15 protein-coding genes are annotated in these 13,845 nt (G+C 71.8%); 9 read left to right on the forward strand and 6 right to left on the reverse strand.

Annotation, left to right across the window (positions count from 1 at the left end; genetic code table 11):
- Positions 1-33 precede the first annotated feature (33 nt).
- From G6038_RS08545 to G6038_RS08560, 4 genes are all read right to left on the reverse strand, one after another.
- Positions 34-1,149: an MBL fold metallo-hydrolase gene (locus G6038_RS08545; RefSeq protein WP_165037260.1), complete on the reverse strand. Its 1,116-nt coding sequence runs from the start codon at positions 1,147-1,149 to the stop codon at positions 34-36.
- A 29-nt stretch (positions 1,150-1,178) separates the two neighbouring features.
- Positions 1,179-1,910, reverse strand: a complete 732-nt coding sequence (locus tag G6038_RS08550) for an enoyl-CoA hydratase (RefSeq protein WP_165037261.1) — start codon at positions 1,908-1,910, stop codon at positions 1,179-1,181.
- A 70-nt stretch (positions 1,911-1,980) separates the two neighbouring features.
- Positions 1,981-2,181, reverse strand: a complete 201-nt coding sequence (locus tag G6038_RS08555) for a hypothetical protein (RefSeq protein WP_029541885.1) — start codon at positions 2,179-2,181, stop codon at positions 1,981-1,983.
- Positions 2,182-2,196: 15 nt separating this feature from the next.
- Positions 2,197-3,072, reverse strand: coding sequence for an SPFH domain-containing protein (locus G6038_RS08560; protein WP_165037262.1), 876 nt, complete (start codon positions 3,070-3,072; stop codon positions 2,197-2,199).
- 240 nt (positions 3,073-3,312) lie between these two features.
- On the opposite strand from G6038_RS08560, the gene G6038_RS08565 reads away from it, so the two are divergent.
- Both G6038_RS08565 and G6038_RS08570 read left to right on the forward strand, forming a co-directional pair.
- The gene (locus G6038_RS08565; RefSeq protein WP_165037263.1) at positions 3,313-4,413 is read left to right on the forward strand and encodes an NAD(P)-binding domain-containing protein; all 1,101 of its coding nucleotides are present in this window, start codon (positions 3,313-3,315) and stop codon (positions 4,411-4,413) included.
- Entirely contained in the window at positions 4,410-5,474 is a 1,065-nt protein-coding gene (locus G6038_RS08570; protein WP_165037264.1) for a S1C family serine protease, read from the forward strand. The genes G6038_RS08565 and G6038_RS08570 overlap by 4 nt, the downstream gene beginning before the upstream one ends.
- A gap of 108 nt (positions 5,475-5,582) precedes the next feature.
- Here the strand turns inward: G6038_RS08570 and G6038_RS08575 are convergent, their stop codons facing one another.
- Positions 5,583-6,089 (reverse strand): pyridoxamine 5'-phosphate oxidase family protein, encoded by a 507-nt coding sequence (locus G6038_RS08575; RefSeq protein ID WP_165037265.1) that lies wholly within the window; start codon positions 6,087-6,089, stop codon positions 5,583-5,585.
- Between the two features lie 148 nt (positions 6,090-6,237).
- A complete protein-coding gene (locus tag G6038_RS08580) occupies positions 6,238-7,062 on the reverse strand; it encodes an aldo/keto reductase (protein WP_165037266.1) in 825 nt (274 codons plus the stop codon).
- Between the two features lie 86 nt (positions 7,063-7,148).
- Between G6038_RS08580 and G6038_RS08585 the strand changes: the two genes are divergently transcribed.
- The 7 genes from G6038_RS08585 to G6038_RS08615 all read left to right on the forward strand — a co-directional run bounded on the left by G6038_RS08585 (position 7,149) and on the right by G6038_RS08615 (position 13,772).
- The gene (locus G6038_RS08585) at positions 7,149-8,786 is read left to right on the forward strand and encodes an ABC-F family ATP-binding cassette domain-containing protein (RefSeq protein WP_165037267.1); all 1,638 of its coding nucleotides are present in this window, start codon (positions 7,149-7,151) and stop codon (positions 8,784-8,786) included.
- Positions 8,783-9,157, forward strand: coding sequence for an RNA-binding S4 domain-containing protein (locus G6038_RS08590; protein WP_165037268.1), 375 nt, complete (start codon positions 8,783-8,785; stop codon positions 9,155-9,157). The genes G6038_RS08585 and G6038_RS08590 overlap by 4 nt, the downstream gene beginning before the upstream one ends.
- A gap of 107 nt (positions 9,158-9,264) precedes the next feature.
- A complete protein-coding gene (locus tag G6038_RS08595; protein WP_029541869.1) occupies positions 9,265-9,555 on the forward strand; it encodes a helix-turn-helix transcriptional regulator in 291 nt (96 codons plus the stop codon).
- Positions 9,556-9,560: 5 nt separating this feature from the next.
- Complete coding sequence (locus G6038_RS08600; protein WP_165037293.1) at positions 9,561-10,097, forward strand: hypothetical protein; 537 nt, start codon at positions 9,561-9,563, stop codon at positions 10,095-10,097.
- 33 nt (positions 10,098-10,130) lie between these two features.
- Positions 10,131-11,021 (forward strand): ATP-binding cassette domain-containing protein, encoded by an 891-nt coding sequence (locus G6038_RS08605; RefSeq protein ID WP_165037269.1) that lies wholly within the window; start codon positions 10,131-10,133, stop codon positions 11,019-11,021.
- The gene (locus G6038_RS08610; protein WP_165037270.1) at positions 11,018-12,208 is read left to right on the forward strand and encodes an ABC transporter permease; all 1,191 of its coding nucleotides are present in this window, start codon (positions 11,018-11,020) and stop codon (positions 12,206-12,208) included. The genes G6038_RS08605 and G6038_RS08610 overlap by 4 nt, the downstream gene beginning before the upstream one ends.
- Positions 12,209-12,269: 61 nt before the next feature.
- Positions 12,270-13,772: a carboxyl transferase domain-containing protein gene (locus G6038_RS08615; protein WP_165037271.1), complete on the forward strand. Its 1,503-nt coding sequence runs from the start codon at positions 12,270-12,272 to the stop codon at positions 13,770-13,772.
- The last annotated feature ends 73 nt before the right edge of the window (positions 13,773-13,845 follow it).

Below are 13,845 nucleotides of genomic sequence, written 5' to 3' on the forward strand. Positions count from 1 at the left end.
GGCGGCCCGGAAACCCCTACCGGCCCGGGGTCGTCACCCGAGCGGGACCCACCACGGATCCTGCGAGCCCGGCCGCAGTGCGTCGACCCGCTGCCCCGGCATCGGCACGGCCGTGGGCACCCCCTCCTCCCGAGCGGCCGGCAGGAGCCGCGCGATCGGCTCCGACCACGCGTGGAACGCCAGGTTGAAGGTGCCCCAGTGCACGGGCACGAGCAGGCCGGGATGGTCGCCGCCCCCGAGATCGATATGGGTGCGCACCGCCTCCTCCGGGTTCATGTGCACGTCGGGCCACCGCGGGTCGTACGCTCCCACCGGCAGCAACGTCAGATCGAACGGGCCGTACCGGTCCCCGATGCCGGCGAACCGGGGCGTGTAGCCGCTGTCGCCGCCGAAGAACGCGGTTCGCGTCGGCCCGGCGATCACCCACGACGACCACAGCGTGATGTTGCGGATCAGGCCGCGGCCGGAGAAGTGCCGCGCCTCGGTGCAGGTGATGGTGAGCGCGCCCACCTCGGTGTGCTGGTCCCAGTCCAGCTCGACGATCCGGTCTTCCGGGATCCGCCACCGGCGCAGGTGCGCGCCCACGCCGAGCGGCACCAGGAACCGGGCCTCGCGCTGCGTGGCCGCGAGCGCCTCCACGGTCTCGCGGTCCAGGTGGTCGTAGTGGTCGTGGGAGATCACGACGGCGTCGATCGGCGGCAGTTCCGCCAGTTCGACCGGCGACGGGTGCAGCCGGGCCGGGCCCACGGCCGGCGACGGCGACACCCGCTCGCTCCACACCGGGTCGGCGAGGATCCGGTGGCCGTCGATCTCGAGGAGGACGCTCGAGTGCCCGTACCAGGTGACCGCCAGTTCCGCGGCCTGCACCGGCGCGAGCTGCGGCGCGAGCGGCACCGCGTCGCGGGGCGTGCCGGAAGACCGTCGGGTGAGCATGTCCTTGACGAGACTGCCGCCGGCCTCGGGCAGCACCGTGCTGCTCGGCTCCGAGTTGTGGAACCGGCCGTTCCGATACCGGGGTGAGCCGGCGGCGTACGGGCGGATGTCCGCCGGGGTCGCGCCGATCGAGCCCGGGACGCCGCGGGCGGCGCGTGCCACCCACAGCAAGCCGGCGCCGGCGAGGGCGGACGAGGCGGTCTGCTTGACGCTCACCCCACCACTGTAGAGGGGCGCGGGCGCGCTCAGCGGCCGCGGAAGACCGGCTCCCGGCGTTCCGTGCGGGCGAGCCGGGCCTCCTGGACGTCCTCGCTGAGCCACGCCGCGGCCAGCGCGGCCGTCTGCTCGGGCGACGGCTCGTCACGGGTGCCGTCGTCGTTGAGGAACAGCTTCATCGCGTGCAGCGACAACGGTGCGAGCTTGGCGATCTCGTGTGCCCAGGCCTGCGCGGCGACGAGGTCACCGATCCGGTTGGCCAGGCCGCGGTCCACGGCCTCGTGGGCGTCGACCGGCTCGGCGGCGAGGAGCACGGCCCGCGACGGACCGCCGCCGAGCAGGGAGACCAGCCGTCGTACCGTCCACCGGTCCACCGAGATACCAAGGCGCGCCGCGGGAATCGCAAAGCGCGCATCCGGCGCGACGACCCGCAGGTCCGCGGCGAGGGCGAGCTGGGTGCCCGCGCCGATGGCGGGGCCGTTGATCGCGGCGATCACCGGCACGGGTGCCTCCTGGATGGCACGCAGCATCTCGCCCAGGCTGTCGAGGAATCCCTCGGCGTACACGTCCCCCGACAGGTCGGCGCCGGCGCAGAAGCTCGAGCCCCGGCCGGTGATCACGACCGCACGCGCACCCCCGTCGAGCGCCTCCTCGAGTCCCTCCCGGACCTGGACGCACAGCTCGGTGTTGAGCGCGTTGCGGCGCTCTTCGCGCCGCAGTTCGAGCGTGACCACGTCGCCGTCGCGGCTGATCCCCATCATGTGTGCTTCACCTTTCGTCGCCGGCACGCATCATCGCACCCGCCGCGCCCGGGCGCGAGGTCGCTCCACGTCAATCCTCGTCCGCGCGCGGCCGGCCGGGCTTGCGGATGCGCCCGGCGTCGCGCGGCATGCGTCCGGCCTCGCTCAGCGCGCGACGGAGCAGGAACTCGATCTGTGCGTTGGTGCTGCGCAACTCGTCGGCGGCCCACCGCGCGAGCGCGTCGTGGACCGCCGGGTCGAGCCGGAGCAGGAGCTTCTTGCGTTCCGCCATGGCGTCGACGCGGCCTCAGGCGTAGAGCGATCCGGTGTTGAGCACCGGTTGCGCGCTCTGGTCACCACACAGGACCACGAGCAGATTGCTTACCATCGCGGCCCTGCGCTCCTCGTCGAGTTCGATGGTGTGCTCCTTCTCGAGCTGTTCGAGGGCGGTTCCGACCATGCCGACCGCGCCCTTGACGATCTGCTCGCGCGCGGCGATGACGGCCCCCGCCTGCTGGCGGCGCAGCATGGCCTGTGCGATCTCGGGCGCGTACGCGAGCCGGTTGATCCGGGATTCGACGACCCGCACGCCGGCGGATCCGACCCGCTCGTCGACTTCCGCGGAGAGCCTCGAGGTGATCTCGTCGGCGTTCTGCCGCAACGACAACATCTCCGGGCCCGCGTCGTACGGGTAGCTGCCGGCGATGTGACGGACGGCCGCCTCGGTCTGCACGGCGACGAACTCCTCGAAGTCGTCGACGTCGAACACGGCCCGGGCGGTGTCCTCGACCTGCCACACGATGACGGCGGAGATCTCGATGGGGTTGCCGTCGGCGTCGTTGACCTTGGCAATCCCCGTCTCGTGGTTGCGGATGCGGGTGGAGACCTTACGCCGGGTGTTGAGCGGGTTCATCCAGCGCAGCCCGTCCTGCCGGAGGGTGCCCGAGTACGAGCTGCCGAGCAACTGCAGCACGCGTGCCTCGTTCGGTTCGACGAGGACCAGACCGGCGAGCGCCACGGTGGCGGGGACGAACAGCACCGCGCCGACCACGACGAGTGCGACGTTGTGGTTCACCGCGCCGAACACGGCGAGCGCCGCCGCCACGACGTCCACGGCGAGCGCAATCGCGAGGACGGACCAGCCGCTGACGGACCTTCCGGGCCGTTCGATGGTTGCGGACATGACGGCGACTCCCTTCCCGGACATTGCAATGCGATATTAAAGTGATATCATATTTCTGGTCGTGCGGGAAGCCCGTGAGCCCGTACCGGCGGTGGTCGCGCGGCGGTCGCACCGGCCCCGATCGTGCCGACGGCACGGTGGCGATCGTGCCGACGGCACGGTGGCGATCGTGCCGACGGCACCGCGGCGACGGGGACGCCGGTGCATCATGGGTGCGGACCCACGGAAGGGAGGGCGGTGATGACGACGGACACACCGGCGACCCCCGTCGACGTCGTGGTGATCGGCGCGGGCCAGGCCGGGCTGTCCACCGCCTACTTCCTGCAGCGGTTCGGCGTCGAACCGGAGTCCGGGTTCGTCGTGCTGGACCGGTCGTTCGGCCCCGGCGGCGCGTGGCAGGAGCGGTGGCCGTCGTTGACGCTGAGCACCGTCAACGGAGTACACGACCTGCCGGGGTGGCCGTTCTCCGAAGCGGTCGACACCACCGCCGGGCAGGTGCCGGCGGCCGCCGCGGTTCCCGAGTACTACCGCGCCTACGAGGCGCGCTTCCACCTGCCGGTGTCCCGTCCCGTCCAGGTCGGCGTGGTGTGCAACCGCGGCGAGCGACTGCGGGTGGAGACCGACCGCGGCGTGTATTCCGCCCGCGGGCTGGTAAACGCCACCGGCACGTGGGAACACCCCTTCGTGCCCTGGTACCCGGGCGCCACCCGCTTCCGCGGACGCCAGCTGCACACCCGGGACTACCGCAGCGCCGACGAGTTCACCGGCCGCCACGTCCTCGTCGTCGGCGGCGGCATCTCGGCGGTGCAGCTGCTCGACGAGATCTCCCGCGTCACCGACACCACCTGGGTGACCCGCCGCGAACCCGCCTGGCGCGACGAGGATTTCACCCCGGAACTCGGCCGGGCCGCCGTCGCGGTGGTCGAGGACCGGGTGCGGCGGGGCCTGCCCCCCGGGTCGGTGGTGTCGGTGACCGGGCTGCCGGTCACGCCCGCGATCCGCGCGGCCCGCGAACGCGGCGCGCTCGACCGCCTCCCGATGTTCGACGAGATCACCGAGACCGGCGTCCGGTGGTCCGACGGCACCACACTCGATGTCGATGTCATCCTGTGGTGCACCGGTTTCCGCAGTTCCCTCGACCATCTCGCGCCGCTCGGCCTGCGCAATCCCGGCGGCGGCATCACCATGACGGGCAAGCTGGCAACGCAGGTCGCCGCGGACCCGCGGATCCACCTCGTCGGGTACGGGCCGTCGGCGTCGACCATCGGCGCGAACCGCGCCGGTCGCGCAGCCGCCCGCGAACTCGTCGACCATCTCGCAGCCACCGCGCCGGGGCCGTGATCCGCCGCATCGGCGCCGTCCTGGCGATGGTGGCCGCCGGACTGGTGCTCACCGCGCCGGCGACGGTCGAGATCGCCGTGCTGCCGCCGCCACCCCCCGCACCCGCCGCACCCCTGGTGCCGCCCACCACGGAGGAGGTGTCGGCGCGGATCACGCCGGCCGTCGTCACCCTCACCGCAAACCGCGGCTGGCGCGGCATCTCGGGCACCGGCATCGTCCTCACCGCCGACGGCACGGTGCTCACCAACCACCACGTTGTCACCGGCGCCACCGACATCAGCGCGGTCAGTCCCCACACGGGTGCGAGCTACGACGTCGCGGTGCTCGGCTACGACACCACCCTCGACATCGCCGTACTGCAACTCGGCTCCGCCGCCGGCCTCCCGGTCGCGGCCGTCACCGAGAACCCCCTTCCGCAACCGGGAGCGCCGGTGGTCGCCTTCGGCAACGCGGACGGCGGCGGGGTCGTCGTGCTGGCGCCCGGCACGGTCGTCGCCGTCGACAAGACGGTGTCGGTGCGCGATTCGATGGATGGATCCCTGCGCCGGCTCAGCGGAATGCTGCAGGTCGACGCGGCGATCCGGCCCGGGGACTCCGGTGGTCCGCTCGTCGACGCGTTCGGCACCGTCGTGGGGGTGAACACCGCCGGTGCCCTGGAACCGGATCCGGCCGTCGTCCCCGACCCGCCCGAGGCGTACGCGGTGCCCATCGGGATCGCCCTCGACGTGGTGGACCAGGTCCGTACCGGCACGAGCGCCGGGACGGTGCACGTCGGCCCGACCCCGCTGCTCGGCGTGAGCGTCACCACCGACCGGACCGGCAACGAGGAAACGGGCGCCGAAGTGCTGTGGGTCGGCTACGGCACCCCGGCCGCCGGCACCGACCTCGAGATCGGCGACGTCATCGTCGCGTTCGACCGCCGCCCGGTCTCGTCCACGACGGACCTCGAGGAAATGCTGATGGCGCGGCGGCCGGGCGACAGCGTGGAGATCGGCTGGCTCGACGCCGCCGGGCAGCGACGCACCGCCACGCTCACGCTCGACGTCGGCCCGCCGCGCTGACCGGCGGCCGGCGCGGGGCTCGCGCCGGTGTGTGGCCGAATGTGACATGCGTTCGATCGAATCGAAGCAATGTGACATCCGGCCGGGACCGGCCGTCGGCGCGGGCGGTCAGGCGAACCGGTGCGTGGTCTGCCCGAACGGCCCCTTGGCGAAGACGAGCACCTTGAGCGGCTCGACGCGGAAGACCCAGCCCGGGTCGTCCACCGGCCCGACGGCGTCGCCGTGGACCTCGAACCGCCACTGCTGGCCGTACTTGACGTAGTACGCCTCGGCGACGTCGCGCAGCGCGTCGCCGTCGGTGACGCGGCGCGCCCGCCCCTCGACCACGACGTCCGTGCCGGCCGCCCACGTCGCCACGCCCGTGGTGACGGCCACCGCATCGTTGTGCCGGAGGTTGTGGGTCTTCTGCTCGCCCGGGCCCGTGCAGAAGACGAATCCGCCCGCGTGCCACAGTCCGATCAGCGGCGTCACATGCGGTACGCCGTCGCGCCGGACCGTGCTGAGCCAGTACAGCTGCGCGGACTCGAGAAGCTCCTCCGTGTCGGTCCACGGCAGCGGCGGCTCCCCGTCGTCCCCGAAGCGGGCATCGACGGTGGTGCTGACAGGTGTGCTCACGACGACTCCTCTCCCGGCTCCGGCCGGAGCCCGTATCGATACGGACCGGTCGGACCGGGAGAACTCATCGCCCGCGTGGGCCGAATGTCACACTGCGTCGATCAGATCGAACGCGTGTCACATTCGGCCACCGTCCCGCCCCCGCGGATCAGGAGAACGTGGCGGGATCGCCGCCGATGCGGCCGCCGTCGTCGTGCAGCCCGCGGATCCGGTCGAGGTCGTCCGCGGTCAGCTCGAAACCGAAGACGTCGAAGTTGCTCGCGATGCGCTGGGGCGTGACGGACTTCGGGATGACGATGTTGCCGAGTTGGATGTGCCAGCGCAGGATCACCTGCGCGACCGTGCGGCCGTGCGCCTGTGCGATCGCCGTCAGCGTGGGATCCTCGAGCACGGTGCCCTGGCCGAGGGGGCTCCAGGCCTCGGTGGCGATGCCCTTGCCGGTGTGATATGCCCGCAGCTCGGCCTGGTTGAACCGCGGATGCAGCTCGATCTGGTTGACGGCCGGGACCTCGCCGACGGCGTCGATCAGCCGGTCGAGATCCTCGATCCGGAAGTTGGAGACGCCGATCGAGCGGGCCCGGCCCTCCGCCTTGATCTTCTGGAAGGCGCGGAAGGTGTCGATGTAGCGGTCCTGGCCCGGCGCCGGCCAGTGGATCAGATACAGGTCGACGTAGTCGAGACCGAGCCTGCCCAGGCTCGTGTCGAAGGCGCGCAGCGTCGAGTCGTAGCCCTGGTCGCTGTTCCACAGCTTGGTGGTGACGAACAGCTCGTCGCGGGGCACGCCCGAGTCGCGCAGCGCGCGGCCGGTGCCCGCCTCGTTGCCGTAGATGGTGGCGGTGTCGATGCTGCGGTAGCCCACTCGCAGCGCCTCGGTCACCGCGTCGTAGCTCTGCTCGTCCTCGACCTGCCACAGGCCGAAGCCGAGCTGCGGAATGGTGTTGCCGTCGTTGAGGGTGATCGTGGGAACGGTCATGATCGACGCAACCGGATCCGGCCGCCCGGTGTTCCCCGCATCCCACCATCCGGAAACCCCGCGGCGGGCGTGGGGATAATCGAGAGGTGACTGCAACACTGCGCATCAGCGGCCTGTCCGCCTCCCGGGGCGAGCGCACCCTGTTCACCGACCTGAGCCTGACCGTCGCGCCCGGCGACGTGATCGGCCTGGTGGGCGCCAACGGCGCAGGAAAGTCCACCCTGCTCACGACGCTCGCCGGGGTCGGCACCGCCGATGTCACCGGCACGGTCGTCCTCAGCCCGCCCGACGCCACCGTCGGGTATCTCGCCCAGGAACCCGAGCGCGTCCCGGGCGAGACGATCCTCGGCTTCCTCGGCCGACGGACCGGTGTCACCGACGCCGAGCACGCGATGAACGCCGCGGCCGAGGCGCTGGGGACCGCCGACGTCGACGACTACACTCCCGCCCTGGAACGGTGGCTCGCGCTCGGCGGCGCGGATCTCGCCGAACGCGCCGAGAAGGTCGTCGCCGACCTGGGCCTCGAGGTCGGGCTGGACGCACCCATGACGGGGCTCTCCGGGGGACAGGCGGCGCGGGCCGGGCTGGCGGCCCTGCTGCTGTCGCGGTACGACGTGCTGCTGCTCGACGAACCCACGAACGACCTCGATCTGGCCGGGCTCGATCAGCTCGAGCAATTCGTCGCCGAGACCCGCACCGCACTGATGGTGATCAGCCACGACCGCGAGTTCCTGGCCCGCACGGTCACCGGGATCGTCGAACTGGATCTGACGCAGCAACAGATCGCGGTGTACGACGGCGGCTACGAGGCGTACCTCGTCGAGCGCGAGGTGGCCCGGCGGCACGCCCGCGAGACGTTCGAGGAGTACGCGGACACCAAGCAGGAGCTCGAGGATCGCGCCCGGATGCAGCGCAACTGGCTCGAGCACGGGGTCCGCAACGCCCGCCGCAAGTCCAAGGACAACGACAAGCTCGGCAAGAAGTTCCGCGCCGAGGCCACCGAGAAGCAGGCGGCGAAGGCGCGGCAGACGCAACGCCGCATCGAGCGGCTCGACGTCGTCGAGGAGCCGCGCAAGGAGTGGGAGCTGCGCATGTCGATCGCGGCGGCGCCGCGCAGCGGTGCGGTGGTGGCCACCCTGAACGGCGTACGCGTCGACCGCGGCGACTTCGTGCTCGGCCCCGTCACCACGCAGGTGCAGTGGGGCGACCGGATCGTCGTCACGGGCCCGAACGGCGCCGGGAAGACAACGCTGCTGCGCATGCTGCTGGGCCGGATCCGGCCCGACACCGGCACCGCTGCCCTCGGATCGGGCGTCCGGATCGGCGAGATCGACCAGGCACGTGCGCTGTTCGAGGGCGACGAGCCGCTCGTGGACGCGTTCGCCGCGCAGGTGCCCGACTGGCCGGACGCCGAGGTGCGGACGCTGCTCGCCAAGTTCGGGCTCAGGGGCCACCACGTGCTGCGGCCCGCGTCGTCGCTGTCCCCGGGCGAACGGACCCGGGCCGGACTGGCGCTGCTGCAGGCCCGGGGGGTGAACCTGCTGGTGCTCGACGAACCGACGAACCACCTGGACCTGCCCGCGATCGAGCAGCTCGAGCAGGCCGTCGACAGCTTCGAGGGCACGCTGCTGCTGGTCACCCACGATCGCCGGATGCTCGCCAACACCCGCTCGACCCGCCGGTGGCACCTCGACGGGGGGCGGCTGACGGAGGAGCCGGCATGACGGCCGGCAGTGTCCGGGTGGACAGCTGGACCTGGGCGGTGCGCCTGTTCAAGACGCGGTCCGCCGCCGCGTCCGCGTGCCGCGGCGGGCACGTGCGGGTCAACAACGTCCCCGCGAAACCGTCGCAGCCCGTGAAGGTCGGCGACGAGGTGCGGGTGCGCGTCGCCGGGGCGGAGCGGATCGTGCGGGTGACGCAGCTGATGGCCAAACGGGTGGGGGCGCCGATCGCCGCCCAGGCGTACGAGGACCACAGTCCCCCTCCCCCACCCAAGGAGATCCTCGCCTCGATCCCCCGCCGCGACCGCGGCACGGGCCGGCCCACCAAGCGGGACCGGCGCGAGCTCGACCGGCTCCGCGGGCTGCCCGAGTAGTCTCACCCGTTTCGGACATCGACAAACGTACCGATCGTTGATGTCCGTTTCGCATGCGATCCGGTGACCACTTGACGAACCATTGTGTTTTTACAACAATTCGTTGCATGAGCCCGGTACGTCGGGGGGAAACCCTGCCGATCCACAACCGCATCCGCGTCCTGCGCGCGGAGCGCGGGATGAGCCGCGCGCAGCTCGCGCAGCTCGTCGAGGTCAATCCCCAGACCGTCGGCGCCCTCGAACGCGGCGACCACTACCCGAGCCTCGACCTCGCCTTCCGCATCTGCGACGTCTTCGGCCTCCCGGTCGAGGCCGTGTTCTCCCGCACCGAGTTCGGGCCGCTGTCCACCGAGGTGTACCGAATCCGCACCGCAACCGAAGGACGTGACGCACAGTGACCGAGATGCCCGTCCACGATGCCACTCTCCTCGAACGGTACGAGGCCTTCCGCACCCGGCGCTTCCTGAGGAACGAGGAGAAGTTCCGGAACATGTTGCCGCGCTGGCGCACTCGACGACGCCGTCGCATCCTCGTCGTGGCCCTCGCCGCCACGTTCGTTCTCATGTTCACCGTGGGCGTGCTGTGCCACTTCTTCGAACGGGGACCACTGCTATGGCTGCCGGCGTGCCTGGTGTTCTTCCCCCTGTGGATCTCGCTGCAGATCGTCTCCGGCAGGCAGGGCGACGCCCCGCGCGCGGCACTCGACGAACGAGAGATCCAGGAACGCAACAGCGCTCGCTCGATCGCCCTGACCGTGACCCAGTCGCTGGTGATGATTCCGGTGCTCTATCTCGTCGTCGGCAGCGTACAGACCGACGGCATGCATCCCAGGATGGCCTATGCGGGCGGGCTCATGACGCTGACCGCGACGCTGATCGGCGGGTGCCTGCCCGCGATGATCCTCGCCTGGAACAGTCCCGATCCCGACGAAACCGACTGACGCAGAGAACGACCCGAGGAAGACGGAGGAAACGTGACGCTCACGATCAACGGTGTCTCGAAACGATACGGTGACGTCGTCGCGCTCGACGACGTCACCTTCGACGTGCGGCCCGGTGAGCTGTTCGGCTTCGTCGGCAGCAACGGCGCCGGGAAGACCACCACCATGCGGATCGTCCTCGGCGTGCTCGCCGCCGACTCCGGCGAGGTCCGGCTCGACGGCCGGCCCGTCGACCTCCAGGTGCGCCGCACCATCGGGTACATGCCGGAGGAACGGGGGCTGTACCCCAAGATGGCGGTCGGCGCGCAGCTGTCGTATCTCGCTCGGCTGCACGGGCTCTCCCGTTCCGAGGCCGATGCCGCCGTCGCCCGCTGGACGAGCCGGCTGGGCATCGCCGAGCGCGTGGACGACGCCGTCGATGCCCTCTCCCTCGGCAACCAGCAGCGGGTCCAGCTCGCGGCCGCCCTGGTACACGACCCGAGGGTGCTGGTCCTCGACGAGCCGTTCTCGGGCCTGGACCCCGTCGCCGTCGACGTCATGAGCGACGTGCTGATGGAGAAGGCCGAAACCGGTGTCCCGGTGATCTTCTCGAGTCACCAGCTCGACCTCGTGCAGCGGCTCTGCCACCGCGTCGGGATCATTTCCAAGGGAACGATGCGCGCCGTCGGAACCGTCGACGAACTGCGCGGCCACGGTGAGGCCCGGCTCGAGGTGTACGCCCCACAGGCCCCTGAGGGCTGGGCCGCCGGGCTGCCCGGCGTCACCACCGTCGCGCACGGCGGCGGGCGCACCGTCCTCGTCCTCGGCAACGGCGCCGACGACCAGCAGATCCTCCGGGCCGCCCTCGCCACCGGCCCGGTCCACGAGTTCTCCGTTCGTCGGCCGACGTTGACCGACCTGTTCCGAGAGGTGGTCGCCGCGTGAGCACCCCGCTGAGCCCCGCCCGCGCCGTCGCGCTGGTGGCCCGCCGTGAGTTCCTCACCCAGATCCGCAAGAAGAGCTTCCTGATCAGCAACGCGATCATCCTGCTCGCGATCGTCGGCGGCATCGTCGCCGTGTCGCTGTTCTCCGGCGACGACGAACCCGCCACCGTCGGCATCGTCGGCGACCCGGCCCTCGGCGCCACCGTCACCGCCGTCGGAGAAGCCACGGGCAGCCCGGTCGACGTCACGGAGATCCCGGACGCCGGCACCGGCCGCGACCGGGTACGCGACGGCGAACTGGACGTCGCGCTGGTCCCGGGCCCGGCGGGTTCCGTCACCGCCGTCGCCGAATCGGAGATCGATCCGGCCCTGCGCGCGACGATCGACACGGCCGTCGCGCAGCAGGCGCAGGTCGACGCCCTCACCGCGCGCGGCGTCGACCCGTCCGCGCTGGCGGCGGACACCGCCCGCGCCACCGTGACCGTCGAGGCTCTCGACCCGCCGGACCCGGAGCAGGCGCAGCGCACCACCCTGTCGATCGCGGCGGTCGTGCTGCTCTACATGCAGATCATGATGTTCGGGATGTACGTGGCGATGGGCGTGGTCGAGGAGAAGTCGTCGCGCGTGGTGGAGCTGCTGCTGTCGACGCTGCGCCCGCTGCAGTTGCTGTGGGGCAAGATCCTCGGCATCGGCGCGGTGGGCCTGCTGCAGCTCACCGCGTACGGGGTGGCCGGGGTGGGGGCCGGTCTCGCCACCGGCACACTCACCGTCGCCGGCACGGCCCTGGGCACGCTCGCCGGCACACTCGGCTGGTTCGTCCTCGGGTTCGCGTTCTTCGCGGTTCTCTACGCCGCGGCCGGCTCGATGGTGTCGCGCCAGGAGGACGTGAACGCCACCGCGTCCCCGCTGATGGTGCTCATCGTCGCGATGTTCTTCGCGGCCTTCTCGTCCGTGGACGACCCCGAGTCGACGTGGAGCACCGTGCTGAGCTGGATCCCGCCGTTCTCGGCGATCCTGATGCCGCTGCGCATCGCCTCCGGCGTGGCAACCCCGCTGCAGATCGTCGGCACGATCGTGCTGATGCTGCTCGTGACCGGCGCCCTGAGCGTGGTCGGGGCGCGGATCTACCGCCGGTCCATCCTGCGCATCGGCCGCGTCGTCACCTGGAAGGAGGCGATCGGCCGGTAGGCGCCGGTGCGTCCTTCGGGAGTCCGGAGGCGCCCGAAGGACACACGGCTAGGGTCGTGCCATGGCCCTCAGGATCTCGGCGCAGGAGTTCATCGACAGCGTGCTCGACGCGGGCAGCTTCCACTCCTGGGACACCGCCCCCGTCGACGTGCACCCCGACGAGCAGTACCGCGCCGAGCTCGAGGCCGCGGCGGCGAAGTCCGGCGTCGACGAATCCGTGATCACCGGCGTCGGAACCGTGCACGGCCGGCGCGTCGCGGTGATCGCCTGCGAGTTCGCCTTTCTCGCCGGGTCGATCGGGGTGGCGGCGGCCGAGCGCATCGTCCTCGCCGTGGAACGCGCCACGCGGGAGAAGCTGCCGCTGCTGGCCTCCCCCACGTCCGGCGGCACCCGGATGCAGGAGGGCACCCTCGCGTTCGTGCAGATGGTCAAGATCGCGGCGGCCGTCACCGCCCACAAGGCCGCGCACCTCGGCTATCTGGTGTACCTGCGCAACCCCACCACCGGCGGGGTGTTCGCGTCGTGGGGTTCGCTCGGGCACGTCACCGCCGCCGAACCCGGCGCCCTCGTCGGCTTTCTCGGCCCCCGCGTCTACCAGGCGCTCTACCACGAGGCCTTCCCGGAGGGCGTGCAGACCGCCGAGAACCTGTCCCAGAAGGGCGTGATCGACGGGGTGGTGCCGCTCGCCGGGGTCCGCCAGCTCGTGCACCGGATGCTCCGCGTGCTCACCGAGCCGACGGTCATCGATGCGTCCGCAGGCCCCGCGGTCACCTCCGCCGACGACGTGCCCGACGTGCCGGCGTGGCAGTCGGTGATGCTCTCGCGCCGGCGGGAGCGTCCCGGCATCCGGCAGTTGCTGCGGCATGCCGCGGCCGCGCAGGTCCCGTTGTCCGGCACCGGGCAGGGCGAGTCCGACCGCACCGTGCTGGTCTCGCTCGCCCGGTTCCGCGGCGCGTCGTGCGTGCTGTTCGGTCAGGACCGCAGCGGGCAGTCCGCAGCGCGGACGATGGGTCCGGGCGCGCTGCGCGAGGCGCGGCGCGCGATGCGGCTGGCCGACGAGCTCCGCCTTCCCCTCGTGCTGGTGATCGACACACTCGGCGCCTCGCTGTCCAAGGAGGCCGAGGAACGCGGACTCGCGCCGGAGATCGCCCGCTGCCTGGCCGACCTCGTGACCCTGCCGACGCCCACGGTGTCGGTGCTCCTCGGGCAGGGCACCGGCGGTGGCGCGCTGGCGCTGCTGCCCGCCGACCGGGTGCTGTGCGCCCAGAACGGCTGGCTCGCCCCGCTGCCGCCCGAGGGGGCCAGCGCGATCGTGCACCGCGACACCACACACGCCCCGCAGATGGCGGCGGCGCAGGGCATCCGCTCCCGCGACCTGCTGCGCGACGGCGTCGTCGACGGTGTGATCCCCGAGTTCCCCGATGCCGCGGAGGAGCCCACCGAGTTCGCCAAGCGTGTCGGGGCCGCCGTCGCCCGCGAACTCGGCGTACTCGTCGGCCAGGACCCGACGCTGCGCTACCGGCGGCGGCTCGAGCGCTACCGGAAGCTGGGGCTGCCCCGGTAGCCGCGTGCCCGCTCACCGACGCCGAGGCGCCGCCCGGCGCACCGGCCGAACGGGCAGTGCCCCACCTCGGGGA

Source organism: Rhodococcus sp. 14C212, from assembly GCF_011058195.1.
Taxonomy (GTDB): domain Bacteria; phylum Actinomycetota; class Actinomycetes; order Mycobacteriales; family Mycobacteriaceae; genus Rhodococcus; species Rhodococcus aetherivorans.

Bases quoted from the DNA above. Each gene is read 5' to 3' on its own strand.
- G6038_RS08615 (WP_165037271.1), top strand. From the start codon at position 12,270: ATGGCCCTCAGGATCTCGGCGCAGGAGTTCATCGACAGCGTGCTCGAC.
- G6038_RS08580 (WP_165037266.1), bottom strand. From the start codon at position 7,062: ATGACCGTTCCCACGATCACCCTCAACGACGGCAACACCATTCCGCAG.
- G6038_RS08595 (WP_029541869.1), top strand. From the start codon at position 9,265: ATGAGCCCGGTACGTCGGGGGGAAACCCTGCCGATCCACAACCGCATC.
- G6038_RS08565 (WP_165037263.1), top strand. From the start codon at position 3,313: ATGACGACGGACACACCGGCGACCCCCGTCGACGTCGTGGTGATCGGC.
- G6038_RS08560 (WP_165037262.1), bottom strand. From the start codon at position 3,072: ATGTCCGCAACCATCGAACGGCCCGGAAGGTCCGTCAGCGGCTGGTCC.
- G6038_RS08555 (WP_029541885.1), bottom strand. From the start codon at position 2,181: ATGGCGGAACGCAAGAAGCTCCTGCTCCGGCTCGACCCGGCGGTCCAC.
- G6038_RS08590 (WP_165037268.1), top strand. From the start codon at position 8,783: ATGACGGCCGGCAGTGTCCGGGTGGACAGCTGGACCTGGGCGGTGCGC.
- G6038_RS08550 (WP_165037261.1), bottom strand. From the start codon at position 1,910: ATGATGGGGATCAGCCGCGACGGCGACGTGGTCACGCTCGAACTGCGG.
- G6038_RS08600 (WP_165037293.1), top strand. From the start codon at position 9,561: ATGCCCGTCCACGATGCCACTCTCCTCGAACGGTACGAGGCCTTCCGC.